Annotated in this window: 13 protein-coding genes; 6 read left to right on the plus strand and 7 right to left on the minus strand. The window is 60.2% G+C overall.

What is annotated here, in order from left to right; translation table 11 throughout:
• The first annotated feature begins 39 nt into the window (after positions 1-39).
• Positions 40-957 carry a DUF5926 family protein gene (locus tag HMPREF2562_RS09820; RefSeq protein ID WP_069359723.1) on the plus strand — a complete coding sequence of 306 codons (918 nt, stop codon included), beginning with the start codon at positions 40-42 and terminating at the stop codon, positions 955-957.
• A 104-nt stretch (positions 958-1,061) separates the two neighbouring features.
• On the opposite strand, the gene HMPREF2562_RS09825 is transcribed toward HMPREF2562_RS09820, so the two are convergent.
• Positions 1,062-2,465 (minus strand): LCP family protein, encoded by a 1,404-nt coding sequence (locus tag HMPREF2562_RS09825; RefSeq protein WP_306295205.1) that lies wholly within the window; start codon positions 2,463-2,465, stop codon positions 1,062-1,064.
• Positions 2,466-2,596: 131 nt separating this feature from the next.
• On the opposite strand from HMPREF2562_RS09825, the gene HMPREF2562_RS09830 reads away from it, so the two are divergent.
• The gene (locus HMPREF2562_RS09830) at positions 2,597-3,406 is read left to right on the plus strand and encodes a fructosamine kinase family protein (RefSeq protein ID WP_070549934.1); all 810 of its coding nucleotides are present in this window, start codon (positions 2,597-2,599) and stop codon (positions 3,404-3,406) included.
• On the opposite strand, the gene HMPREF2562_RS09835 is transcribed toward HMPREF2562_RS09830, so the two are convergent.
• A complete protein-coding gene (locus HMPREF2562_RS09835) occupies positions 3,403-4,791 on the minus strand; it encodes an amidase (protein ID WP_070549935.1) in 1,389 nt (462 codons plus the stop codon). The two genes, HMPREF2562_RS09830 and HMPREF2562_RS09835, sit on opposite strands and share 4 nt — an antisense overlap.
• Positions 4,792-4,824: 33 nt before the next feature.
• Between HMPREF2562_RS09835 and pheA the strand changes: the two genes are divergently transcribed.
• Both pheA and HMPREF2562_RS09845 read left to right on the plus strand, forming a co-directional pair.
• Complete coding sequence (gene pheA, locus HMPREF2562_RS09840; RefSeq protein WP_070549936.1) at positions 4,825-5,760, plus strand: prephenate dehydratase; 936 nt, start codon at positions 4,825-4,827, stop codon at positions 5,758-5,760.
• Between the two features lie 3 nt (positions 5,761-5,763).
• Positions 5,764-6,555 (plus strand): histidine phosphatase family protein, encoded by a 792-nt coding sequence (locus HMPREF2562_RS09845; protein WP_070549937.1) that lies wholly within the window; start codon positions 5,764-5,766, stop codon positions 6,553-6,555.
• A 34-nt stretch (positions 6,556-6,589) separates the two neighbouring features.
• Here HMPREF2562_RS09845 and HMPREF2562_RS09850 read toward each other — a convergent pair whose 3' ends face one another.
• The 3 genes from HMPREF2562_RS09850 to HMPREF2562_RS09860 all read right to left on the minus strand — a co-directional run bounded on the left by HMPREF2562_RS09850 (position 6,590) and on the right by HMPREF2562_RS09860 (position 8,859).
• A complete protein-coding gene (locus HMPREF2562_RS09850; protein WP_038627001.1) occupies positions 6,590-7,135 on the minus strand; it encodes a DUF1707 SHOCT-like domain-containing protein in 546 nt (181 codons plus the stop codon).
• A gap of 78 nt (positions 7,136-7,213) precedes the next feature.
• On the minus strand, positions 7,214-7,558 hold the full coding sequence (locus HMPREF2562_RS09855) for a metallopeptidase family protein (protein WP_038626990.1): 345 nt from the start codon (positions 7,556-7,558) through the stop codon (positions 7,214-7,216).
• Positions 7,559-7,605: 47 nt separating this feature from the next.
• Entirely contained in the window at positions 7,606-8,859 is a 1,254-nt protein-coding gene (locus HMPREF2562_RS09860; protein WP_240593260.1) for a septum formation family protein, read from the minus strand.
• A gap of 134 nt (positions 8,860-8,993) precedes the next feature.
• On the opposite strand from HMPREF2562_RS09860, the gene HMPREF2562_RS09865 reads away from it, so the two are divergent.
• Both HMPREF2562_RS09865 and serS read left to right on the plus strand, forming a co-directional pair.
• Entirely contained in the window at positions 8,994-9,644 is a 651-nt protein-coding gene (locus HMPREF2562_RS09865) for a LysE family translocator (RefSeq protein ID WP_016421665.1), read from the plus strand.
• 47 nt (positions 9,645-9,691) lie between these two features.
• Positions 9,692-10,963 (plus strand): serine--tRNA ligase, encoded by a 1,272-nt coding sequence (gene serS, locus HMPREF2562_RS09870; protein ID WP_048731242.1) that lies wholly within the window; start codon positions 9,692-9,694, stop codon positions 10,961-10,963.
• A 334-nt stretch (positions 10,964-11,297) separates the two neighbouring features.
• Here serS and HMPREF2562_RS09875 read toward each other — a convergent pair whose 3' ends face one another.
• Together HMPREF2562_RS09875 and HMPREF2562_RS09880 are read right to left on the minus strand one after the other, a co-directional pair.
• Positions 11,298-12,140 carry a DUF5808 domain-containing protein gene (locus HMPREF2562_RS09875; protein WP_070549939.1) on the minus strand — a complete coding sequence of 281 codons (843 nt, stop codon included), beginning with the start codon at positions 12,138-12,140 and terminating at the stop codon, positions 11,298-11,300.
• A complete protein-coding gene (locus HMPREF2562_RS09880) occupies positions 12,137-12,472 on the minus strand; it encodes a PadR family transcriptional regulator (RefSeq protein WP_049190945.1) in 336 nt (111 codons plus the stop codon). Before HMPREF2562_RS09880 ends, HMPREF2562_RS09875 begins: the two co-directional genes overlap by 4 nt.
• Positions 12,473-12,648: the final 176 nt, after the last annotated feature.

Genomic DNA, 12,648 nt, shown 5'->3' on the forward strand with positions numbered 1-12,648 from the left:
TCGCGAATTACGGACTGCGAATAGGTATTCTGTGGCCTTGTGGGAAAGAAATCTCGTAAGAAGAATAATCAGGCCCCGGAGGGCATGAGCCGCCGTCAGGCGAAGCTGGCAGCCCGCGCTGCTGAGCGTGCAGCGTTGCTGGGCAATCCGCGTCCGTTCAAGGACTTCGACGAAGAGGCTGACATCGTGGCTGTCCGCGAGTTCGCACCGGCTGTGGTCATTCCGGTCACGGTCGCTGACGCTGAGCGTGACATCAAGGTCTGCACCGTGCTGCCGGGTGGCGTAGCCGCACTGACGCGTGCCGCTGACCAGGGCAATGAGGCTTTCGTCGCGCTGCAGACGCAGGCTCGCACCAATGACGGCGCTGCGGATCTCTCCCGTGCGCTGGCGTGGGCTCGCGACGCAGAGTCGGGTCAGCAGCTCTCCGCCGCTACTGACGGCGAGGCTGCACCGCTTACCGACGTCCTGACCGCCGTGGATCTCGACAACATGGAGGTCCACCAGGACTTCGAGTGGTGGATTCCCAAGGGCATTGAACGCACCCCGATGATCGAGCAGAACCTGGCCGTGGCTAACGACGCGATTCTCCCGTCATACCGCCTGGACGCGAAGGTCGCTGGCGCTGTGTGGTGGATTGATCCGGGCGAGCGCGCTCACATCCGCTGGGTGCGCCGTGAAGATGAGAAGCCACTGCTGGACGCCTTGGCACGCGTGCACGCTGCGGACAACCTTTCGCTGGGAGAGGGCACTAAGTTCGCTGGTGTCTTCCGCACCGATGGCCTGCTGGTGCCGGTCTGGGACCTGGATAACACCAAGCCGCACGACCACTGGATTGCTGCCGTGGAAGAGGCCGACAAGCGTATCGCTGAGGCGCTGGCCAGCGAAGAGCCGCTGACCGCCGAAGAGCGCAAGTCCCGTGAGACCATCGTGTCCCGTCAGGTGACCATTCGGAACTAGGCGTAGCTGGTTTAAGAACTAACGCGTGTGGCTCAGCAAAATGCTAAGTCACACGCGTTAGTTGTCTCGAAAGCTATCCGAAGCTGTTTTAGCTGCCCTCTTGGCTATCTCAGCTCCGCAAAAAGTGCTGGCGCTTCGACTTCGTCCCAGAGCAGCACATTGCCCGCATAACCGGTATCCATGGCGCCTGAGGTAGGCACGGTAAGGGAATCGGAACCGAAGAGCATGCGCAACATCAGCCAGGTCAGATGCCAGACATGGTCACCATCGCCGACGAACACGGCCTTAGTGCCAGCATTGGCCAGGCGAATCCAGCGGTAGGGGTTGAGCCATACCGCAGGTGATTTCAGCCGTCCCATCAGCGCACTCATGAATTCACGCTGCCGCTCTACGCGGTCCAAGTCTCCCTGGGCGGTAGCACGCGTGCGCACGTAACCCAGGGCGCCCGCGCCGTCGAATTTCTGGCAACCGGCCTGGATATTCAGGCCTGCCAGCGGATCGTCGATGGCTTCTTCAGGGCACATCTCGATACCACCGACAGCGTCGACGACACCGGCGAAACCGCCAAAGCCAATTTCGGCGTAGTGGTCGATGTGAATTCCAGTGTTTTTCTCTACAGTGTCGATGAGTAGCTGGGGGCCACCAAATGCGAATGCCGCATTGATCTTGTTCTTGTCATTGCCCGGGATATCCACGAAGGAGTCACGCGGGATACTGACCAACTTCGGCTTACCGAGCACCGGAATGTGGGCAATCATGATGGTGTCGGTGCGCTGGCCGAAATCACCACTGCCCGTCGACAGCTTGGCGGCATCTTCCTCTGACAAGCCCGTACGAGAGTCCGAACCGACAAGCAACCAGTTGGAGGACATCGTATTGGCAGGACGATCTGCCAGACCGGAGAACGCATCGACCCTGGTCAGGCGGATGTCGACAAGTGCCATTGTGACGACAAGGAAGATGACGAGAAGCAGGATGATGGATTTAAAGCGCAAGCGTGGCAGTCGCAAGCGTGGCATGCGGAACCCAGACCTGACGCCGGCGCCGCCACGACTGCCACGGCGTCCACCACGGCCAGAACTCGCTGCTTGTGGGGCACTGTAGTAGTCCTGTGACGAGCCGTGCGAGGAAGATTGGAAATCCGCATCCGGGTTATATCCGGGCGGGGGAAACCGCGGATCGCTGCCAGCGCGTCCGCTACCGGCCCGGTTCACCGGTGGACGGGACTCAATGCGCGTTTCGTTCAGTGGCGCCTGCCGACGTTCCGGTTGCGGCCTAGACCTGCGCGGAGGCATAGGCGCTGGGCGGGCTGCCCCTGCCCTAGATGGGCGGTCGGAACGGGGCGGGATGGGGCGTCGTGAAGCGCCACGCGAATCGGCCTCACGGGGGCGGGCATGCTTCGGCGACGCCTCGTCCACACGGCGGTAGATGGGGCGGCCATAGCGATCTTTAAGCGGCCTACCGTATCGGTCGCGGGCAATGCGCGAGTCGTCGAAGTTGCCTTCCATACCAATAAAGAATAGGCAACGACAGCGGACTAAGAGAACCGAGACAGCAATACAAGTCTTGGTAGCGCTGGCGTTACCCTGCATGCGACGTGCTGAAAGGGGTTGGGAACGAAGAAGAATATGCTGGAAATATGTCCGCAATGAACCAGAACAACGAACGTGCAGTCAACGAGTCGGATGTTTATGTCAAGAGCCGACATGGTGTCCCGCGGGACTTCTTCGCCTGTGAGGCGGCGGGGCTGGGTTGGCTGCGCGAGGGTGAAGCTGACGGCGGTGCGCGCGTAGTGGAGGTGCTGGGCGTGAGCGGGCATGCGCTGAAATTGCGTCGAATTGAGTCGACGGTGCCGACTCCGCAGGCAGCGTACGAGTTCGGAAAATCGTTGGCCATTACCCACAATCTGGGCGCTGCTGGCTGGGGTGCCGGCCCCGATGGGTGGGAGGGGCACGGTTACTTCGGTCCACTGGATCAGCCACTGCAGATGGACCTGACTCCACGGGAGAGCTTCGGTGAATACTGGGCCAAAGGGCGTCTGCTGCCAGCGCTGGGAAAGTTGGAAAGCTCCTACAATAACCGTCAGCTAGACATCTTTGACCAGCTCATTGAGCGACTCTTGGCTGGAGATTTCGACAACGAGCCAGACGCTGCGCGTGTCCACGGTGACCTGTGGTGGGGAAACCTCATGTGGGATGCAGACGGCGCGATTTTGATTGACCCCGCAGCGCACGGCGGAGCCCGCGAGGAAGATCTGGCACTGCTGGCGCTATTCGGGGCAACGCACTTCAACGAGATCTTGCGTGGCTACGAATCCGTACATCCCCTGCCGGATTTCGCCGAGAGCTGCGAACTCCATCAGCTCTACGCCGTGCTCATGCACGCGGTGCTTTTTGGTGGCGGATACGCCGGACAGGCGGCGGCAATGGCGGCGAAGTACGTGCGCTAGTTGGCGTTAGCAGCCTCCAGCACGCTAGCCATCTCCAGTAGCTCTGCCTCGCCGCAGCGCACCGCACCGATATTGACGCTGGTGGCGGGGTGCACTGTGTTGGCGCTGGCACCGCTCGTACCCGGCACAGCAATCGGCACCGACACACTCGCCCACCCAGTCAGATTCCACAGCGACAACCACGGTGTCCACCGGGTTTGCTCGTCAAAGTCCTCCGACGGCGCCAACGCAGAGAAATGCCCAATACGCGGCGGATCAAACGCCAGCGTTGGCGTAATCACCGCATCGACTTCCCAACGCGACCGAATCGCGCCGGGCAGAGCCATCCGCTGCTGATGTGTCGCCGTCGCCTCCGCTGCGGAAATCTCCTGGCCACAGGCTCGAATCCACTGCACAATCTCGGAGTAGTCCGCGCGCGGCAATTTCGTGGCCATTCGCGTGATGGTCCGTCGAAAAATCTCGAACACGTCCGGACCTGCCGGATCGTAGGGGCTGGGCACTTCCACCACGTCGTACCCGGCGTCGGCAAGACGGTCAGCCGCCGCCCACGCACCGTTTGCCCAGCGCTTATCGACGTCCACCTCAGCATGAAAAGGGCTGACAGTGACACCGATGCGAAGGGGACGCTGGGGCCGTCGGAAAGCATGCGAGGTTGCGGAAAAGGGCACTCCGGCCAGTAGCGCTGCGTCATCAACTGTGCGAGTGAGGAAGGCGGGCGTGGAGAGATTTCCACCCGCAATATCGTGTGCTGGCTTCAACCCAACGAGGCCACAGCAGGCGGCGGGCACACGGATAGAACCGCCGCCGTCAGAGCCCAGAGCTGCGGGAACGACACCAGTTGCGACAGCCACCGCGCTGCCGCCCGAGGAACCGCCGGGAGTGCGTGGCGTGGTATCCGGCTGATTGGACAGCTGATTGGGCGTGGCGAAGTAGGGGTTTTCTGGGGCCGGGTAGCCAATCGGCTCGGTGTAGGCCGTCATCCCGACCTCGGAGGTGTGCGTTGTCGCCGTGAGGACCGCGCCGCGAGCCAGCAGTTTCGCCACGGGTTCCGAGGTTTCGGTGGCGGTGAAAGCCAAGTTGGTCGAGCCCATCGTGCATTCGACACCAGCGATGGTGAATAGGTCCTTGATTGCCACTGGCAGACCTAGGAGGTCACGCGGGAGTCCGTGGCTAGCGCGCCGGGCGGGTTCGGATTCGGCAGTGAGGCTGCGCGCGCGGTCGACAGCGTGCTCGGCCAAGGACGTGGCAATACCGAAACGGGCGGGATTGGTCGCGGCGTCGTCGGCAAGCGTGGCGAATTCCGAAACGATCTCCGATACCGAGATTGCGCCACTGCGCACGGCTTCAGTGAGGGCGCGGGCGGGCATCTCGGAAGAAAAGGTCATGCAATAAGTGTAGAAGCCCTCTAATCTGAGCTTATGACGACGGTTACTTATTTGGGTCCTGCGGGCACATTCACCGAGCAGGCGCTGTGGGACATGGCGCGTGCTGGCGAGATTGATCCGGCAGGGGAATCCGCGGTCAATGCGGTGCCGGTGGATAGTCCCGCGGCCGCGCTTGGAGCCGTGCGCCGAGGGGAAGCGGACTTTGCCTGCGTGGCTATCGAAAGCAGCGTGGACGGTCCCGTCACACCAACTTTTGATGCCCTCGCTGCTGGGCCGGAGCTGCAGGTTTTCCGTGAAACCGAGGTCGGGGTGGTCTTCTCTATCCTGGTCCGTCCCGGTACGACGGCGGAACAGGTGCGTACTTTTACGACACATCCTGTGGCGTATCCGCAGGTCAAACAGTGGGTGGATGCCAACCTTCCGGGCGTGGAAGTTCATCAGGCCAGCTCCAATGCGGCGGCGGCTCACCAGGTCGCCGAGGGTACCCACGACGCTTGCGCTGCCCCGGCCCGCGCGGGTGAGCTGCTCGGACTTGAGGCGCTGGCCACTGAGGTCGCCGACGTGCGCGGTGCCCGAACCCGTTTCCTGCTGGTGGGGCGCCCTGGTGTGCCGACGCCGCGCACCGGTGCCGACCGGACCTCGGTCTCCTTCACGCTGCCGAACCAGCCCGGCACACTGATGCGCGCCATGAATGAGTTCGCAGTGCGACAGGTCAACCTCACCCGCATCGAGTCGCGGCCGACACGAGAGCTCTTCGGCCTCTACCGCTTCTACATTGACTGCAACGGCCACGTTGATGATGCACAGGTTGCGGCGACTCTCGCGGCACTGCACGAATACGCCGAAGACCTGCGGTATCTGGGATCTTGGCCGGTCGCTGAGGGCGGTCGCCGCAGCATTATGACCCCGCCGCCGGATATCTCCCAGTCAATTGAATGGGTCGACGCGCTCAAGGAAGGACGAAGGTAAAACATGACACCCGCCGCGCCCGAAAATCCAGTTGGACAGCTGCCTTTCCTCGATGACCGCCCAGACCGCCCTGAATCTGTCATGCCGGTTGATTCCCAGCGCATCATTTTCATCCGCCACGGGCAGACCACCGGCAACATCAACCGCCGCCTGGATACCGCATTGCCGGGCGCACCGCTCACCGACCTCGGTGTGAGGCAGGCGCGCAGTCTGGGACGTCTTTTGCTTCCCGACGTCCACAGAATCGGTGACATCGTCACATCCCATGCCCTGCGTGCACGCCAAACTGGTGCAGGCGCGGTCGCGAGTCTGCACCGCCTGGGAGAGACTTCCGTTCGCATCCGCCATGAGGGTGGTCTCCACGAGATTCAGGCCGGCGACCTTGAGGGGCGCAATGATCGCGATGCGCACATGGAGTACATGCGCGCCTTCTACCAGTGGCTCAATGGGGAGCTGGAGTATCGTCTTCCCGGCGGTGAATCCGGTGCTGACGTGCTGAACCGATACCTGCCGACGCTACAGCAGCTGCTGGAGCAGGCAGGAGCGACAGGTGGTGAATCCAAGGAGTCCAGGGAGGGCAGCAGCAAGGATGTCGTCATTGTCAGCCACGGCGCGGCTATTCGTCTGATTGGGCAGTATCTGACCGGGGTGGATCCGGAATACGCACTGCGACACCGCATTGCCAATACCGAGCGAATTGAGCTGGTTCCGAACGCAGCGGCCGTCGGCAAGCGTGCTGGCATTGAACCGCGCGCGTGGGATGTGCGTCGCTGGGGCGACAGCGAGTTGCCCTAGAAGGGAGCGAAACGGCGACCGTTACTGCTGACCGTTACTGCTGGCCTTCCTGAATCTCGCGGCGCTTCTGCGCTGCCAGGCGTAGGCGTTCCGTGCGACGCTTGGATTCCTCTTCGTTGATTTCGTTGAGGAGCTCTTCTTCGTCATCATTGATGTTCAAGGCGGCGCGCCCGATAAGGGCAACGGCCGCAGCGACGATGAAGCCGAGCCACGCGTTATCGATATTGGTGAAAAACATCAGAACGATAGTGACACATACGATAACGCCTGCAGCAGAATCAACAATGTTGAGCTGGCGGCCCTTTTTCATCAGGTTTTGCAGCTCTTGATCGACACTTTGATGCTGCGGATTAGCCGGGGTGCCCTGTGAACTCTCGGGGGAGACCTCAGCGGGCAGGTCCGCGAAGAGAGTTTGCAGTTCTGCCCGAGTTTTAGCGGAAGCAGCACTTTCGGCGCGTTTGGAGAACTCATCGACATCCAAGTAGCCATCAGCGAAATGATTGCCGAGACGCTCCATGGCAGCGTTGCGCTCCCTGTCGCCGACCCTGATTTCTGGCTTCTCGCTCGAGTTGTCGCTCATGGTTATTAAGGCTACAGGGAAGAAGAGGGGAGGGGACAGCATCGCGAGAGGGACGAGACCGTGCACGGCGGGACAAACTTATCCGTAGCCGAGTCGGTCCAGATCCTCCTCCTCGAGGCCGAAATAATGCCCGATCTCATGCAGGAGAGTGACCCGAATCTGCTCCACCAGCTCCTCTTCGGTGCGGCTGATGCGGCAGAGCATGTCGCGATACAGGCTGATTTGGTCAGGCGGACCCCAGTGGTTGTTAGAACGCTCGGTCAGAGGTATGCCCTCGTAGAGGCCCAGCAGTGTGGGTTCGTCGAGGTTATACGGGTGGACCTGGATGATGACCTGATCGAGCTGGTCGAGAAACTGCGTGGGGATGCGGTCGATGGCCTCATCGACAAGTGCATCGAACCGCTCCGGGCTAACGTCAACCATTTATGGTGCTGCCTCGCAATGTCCTCTTGTTTTACTGGCCGATTGTTCTATTGTCCGGCGGGAGCGACTGCGTTATCCGCAGCGCCTGCTCCTGCGCCAGTACCGTCGGCACCGACCTCACCGACGTCACCTGTGCCAGCGCCAGCGCCAGCGTCACCCTGCTCCTCCCGCAGCGGATTGCGCGGTGGCGGAGCTACGGGCGGCTGGCCGTCGATAGTGAAGGACTCGTTAGCGTGGCCGTTGAGAGTGGAGAACCCGCCCTGGCCATTGTCCTTAATCAACCAGCAGTTCACACTGCGCGAGCCGGCATTGAGCGACTCCTGCGACAGTGATGTCCAAAATGGCAGCAGCGTGGAGTTATACAGCGGGTCGTCACCGCCGAGGTAATTCTGCGCGAGAGTCACACACTGTTCCGCGAGCACATCATTTTGCTCCTGGTCAGTGGGGACGTTGTCACCGAAATGGTCGCGGAGATTGACAACTCCCGTCGACTCCATCAGATGATCTTCCACGCACGGCACCTGGCGGATGGCGCCGTTTTCGTCCAATGTCACGCAGCGGCCGCCCTCGAACACGCGGGACTGGTCCTGCCCGGCCGCAGGACCGGACATGTGCGCCGTGTTGCCGTCTTCATCGACGACCTGGATACCGCACAGGAAGGTTCGGTCACCCTTTTCCCACTGGCTAGGTGAAGGAATGATCGGCGCCGTGATAAATCGACCGTCTGGATCGTACTGGCCGCCCAGGTATTCAGTCACAGTGTTGCGACACACGCCATTTTGCAGAGCCACCAAATTGTCCGCTGTCGGGTAGTTGGCAGTTTTGGCGTATTGCCCCGGATGTTCCTCGTAATCGGCGAGATTCAGTTTCTTGGCGACCTCATAAGCGTGCGGCTGCTCACAGGGCACGACGCGGAAGTCAGAAACATTCAAATCTTCTGCCAGATTCCAGTCCAGACAGTTGCCCGCGGTTGCGCTGGTGAACGCCGTCGTCTCCTTGTCGACGATGGTCGTCGTTGTCGACGATGACGCGCTTGCCGACGAACCCTTGCCCCCAAGTGGCCCACTCGGTGGCTCGATGACTCCCGCTTGCAGCGCGAATGCCATTCCCGCGGCGCCAACCAGCATTGCCGTCGACAAAGCGCGCATTCCCCAGCTTCCACGGGAGTTATTCGAAGCGTTGGCATCGTTGCCGGCTGCGGAGGATGCACCAGCGCTGGCATCTGCGCCAGTACCTGCACCGGAGTCAGTGTCTGTGGCGGCAGCGTGCTCGCGATCCTGGTTCATATTGTCATCAGCCATAGTGACCCCATTGTGCACCGCCAATGAGCCTGTGGACAAGGTAACGCTCTGTCCGAGTTTGCGGTCCGAGTTTGCTCAATAACTTCAGGCACTACAATAGTCCGGTATTTGTTCGCTACCCGAGGACACGAGTCTTGACCTGGACTGCACTACTCAGCCTGCTGGGCGTCCACATTATTGGTATGGCCTCACCAGGGCCTGACGTCTTCTTAATCCTGCGCCTTGCCACCAAATCCCGAAAGCACGCGATCGCAGCGGTTGCGGGTATCAGTACTGGCGCCACTATCTGGATGACCCTCACAGTTTTTGGGTTCGCAGCTGTCATCACCGCCAATCCTTTGCTGATGGGCGTAATCCAGCTTGTCGGTGGCTGTTATCTCATTTACATGGGTATCAGTATGGCCAAGGCAGGCATCAATACTCTCCGCGAACTGCGCGCCGGTGCCGCACCAGCCCTGGGAAGCGAGGCGCTCCGGTCGCCGAAGGCGACGTTCCGCCAGGGCTTTTTCACCAACATGTCGAACCCGAAGATTGTTCTCTTCCTCGCGGCAGTGCTTTCACAGTTCATTCCCGCAGGCGCATCCGTGGGGACGCTTGTGCTTTGTACGTTGGTGCTAATCGTCTCCCAAATCGCTTTCTTCCTATTTATCGCAATCGTGGTGTCGACGGATGCCGTCGTCAAGCGAATGGTGCTGGCAGGGCCGTGGATTGACACTGTCGCCGGCGTGATCTTCCTCGTCCTCGGCGCGCTGCTGGTCGCCTCAGGAGCGGAAGCGGCACTCTAGCAAGCCTTGTGCCTGCTTGCCGACGTAAACCAGGTACTCTAGGGGACGTGATTGATCTCAAATTTCTTCGCGAAAACCCTGAAGTAGCCCGCGAGTCCCAGCGCACCCGTGGTGAGGACCCGGCATTGGTCGATCAGCTGCTGGAAGCTGACGCTAAGCGCCGTGAGGTTATTGCCTCCACCGACGCGCTGCGTTCAGAGCAGAAGGGCTTCGGCAAGAAGATTGGTCAGGCGTCGAAGGAAGAGCGCCCGGCCATGCTGGAGAAGGCCAAGGAGCTTTCCGACGCCGTGAAGGCAGCCGAAGCGGAGCAGAAGGAAGCCGAGGCTGAGGTCGAGCGCCTGCAGTACCTGATTGGCAACATCGTTACGGGTGCGCCCGCCGGCGGCGAAGATGACTTTGTCGTGCTGGAGGAAATCGGTGAGATTCCACAGTTCGACTTTGAGCCCAAAGATCACCTGGACCTCGGTGAGTCGCTGGGTCTTATTGATATGGAGCGTGGCGTCAAGGTCTCCGGTTCCCGCTTCTACTTCCTGACCGGTTACGGTGCCATGCTGCAGTTGGCCATGATGAACCTGGCTGCTCAGAAGGCAACTCAGAATGGCTTCCAGCTGATGGTGCCGCCGGTGCTGGTTCGTCCGGAGACCATGTCGGGTACTGGCTTCCTCGGTGCGCACTCCGATGAGATCTACTACCTGCAGGAAGATGACCTCTACCTGGTCGGTACCTCGGAAGTCGCGCTGGCCGGCTACCACTCCAACGAGATTATTGACCTGTCGGAGGGGCCGCGTCGCTACGCTGGTTGGTCTTCCTGTTTCCGTCGTGAAGCGGGCTCTTACGGCAAGGACACCCGCGGTATCCTGCGCGTACACCAGTTCGACAAGCTGGAGATGTTCTCCTACTGTCCGCCGGAGCAGGCGGAGGCAGAGCACCAGAAGCTGCTGAACATGGAGCGCGAGATGCTGGCCGCGGTCGATGTTCCGTACCGCATCATCGATGTTGCTGGTGGTGACCTGGGTGCATCGGCTGCCCGCAAGTTCGATACCGAGGCATGGGTGCCGACGCAGAACACCTACCGCGAGTTGACCTCGACTTCGAACTGCACGACTTTCCAGGCTCGTCGTTTGAAGACCCGCTACCGCGATGCCGATGGCAAGTCTCAGTACTGCGCCACCCTAAATGGCACGCTGGCCACGACGCGTTGGCTGGTCGCCATTCTGGAAAACCACCAGCAGGCCGATGGTTCTGTGGTGATTCCGGAGGCGCTGCGCCCGTTCATGATGGGCAAGGAAGTTCTCGAGCCGGTTAAGCGAGCCGGTTAAGCGAGCCGGTTAAGCAGGTGCGGCCCCGCCCCAGTTCATCCGCGACTTCACGACACCTATGTCACCTCATGCCACCTCCACAGCTGGCATGAGGTGACGCCTGTGTCGTGAAGTGGCTTTTTTCAGGCGTGACTTGTTTAGCTGCGCTAAAAAATTAATTGGGGGATTGAGAAGGTAAAAACACCAGGAAGGTTGAGAGTAGAAACACAACCGAAAACACAACTGAACCAGGGGGATAGCCTCACTCGAGGTGGTAGAGGTTGTGTACAACATTCGGGATTACAGCAATTTTGCTGATGTGTCTTTCACCTGCTGATGTATCCTGCACCGTGATTTAAGCTGCTCCAGCTTTCTTCCACGCAGCCTTCAGCCCAGCTCGGAGGGGCAGGACGAGGCAGGCAGACGAAGCCACGGCCGAAGTGAGGGCAACGCCAGCTCGCACAAATGCTGGATTGAGCTTGGAGTTTTCTTCCGTGAGAATGCCGATCAGCTGAGATGGCGCAATTGTGCTTGCGAGCGCGCCTAGGGACGCAACGCGCAGCGCGTCTTCACGGTCATCTGCCTTGAGCAGCGAAGCAGCTGAAAATCCAGCTCCGACCGTAGAAACCACGAAGGGAAGAAGCAGAGTTTCCTTCGGTGCTGTCTTCTGAACTGCCTCGCCGTTTAGCTTCCATTTGGTGTGGACTTCTGCAGGCAACTGCTTCCAGGACATAGCCAGTGCGACTCCGTGCGCAACCGTCACGGCCGCGGGGAGAAGAGCGGTCGCCTGCAGTGTGCGAGCTGGAATTTCAGAGATAACCTCACCGTCAATATCGTCCGGTCGGACAATCCCCAGCTTGGTCGCTACTGCGGCCCAGTTGATAGACCAGCCAAAACCCAACAGGTGAGGTTGGAGGATCCGCGGGTCGTCCATGTTCCACAGGGAAGCGCGACCGCTTTTGGTAAATACCCGAAGCGGTTTGGAGAGGTACCTGCGCAAGGTGTTTGGTTCGCCAACTTGTTCGGCTACGCAATTTGCGTAGTCGGTCGCCGTTCCCAGCTCTTCGGTCAGGTCCGCGTGGACGTCGTTAAGCTCTTGCAGAAGACTCTCCTGCTCGGCGATGATCGCCTTGCGTTGTGCGTGCGATATGCCGATTTCGCGCAGTTTGTGGTCAATGGCAGTGAGGTAGGTGTTCATTGGGGCTCCTCGGAAAATAGTGCGGTCATGTCGGCGGATAGGTCGATGAAGTCCTGATGCAGTTGCGTGAGTGTTTGCTTTCCTTTGGCTGTCAGTGAGTAGTACTTGCGCGGCGGCCCTTTGGGGGATTCCTCCCAGCGATTGCTAATCAAGCCGTTGGTGGTCAGCCGCGAGAGTAGGGGGTAGACGGTTCCCGCGGGCGCGCTGAGGTGGGGGTAGGCGTTGAGCTTTGCGACGAGTGCCGCGCCATAGAGCTCTTCGCGAGAAATCAGCTTGAGAATGGCGAGCTCAAGTACCCCTTTCTTCAGTTGTGTCTGTGGACGTTTGGGCATAGCGTTGTGCTTTCTTTCCGGCGGTATGGAGGAATCTGTCCAGGCAGAATACTTTTCATACCTAGTACCTTGTAATACCAACTATACGCACAGTAGTTTGTATTGTCAAGTACTGCATGCTTTATACGGCGCGGAGAGGGCAGGGCAAAGAAAATGAGGGGCAATTGCCAGAAGGC

The sequence above is a fragment of the Corynebacterium sp. HMSC077G07 genome (assembly GCF_001809225.1).
In the GTDB taxonomy this organism is placed as follows: Bacteria; Actinomycetota; Actinomycetes; order Mycobacteriales; family Mycobacteriaceae; genus Corynebacterium; species Corynebacterium jeikeium_D.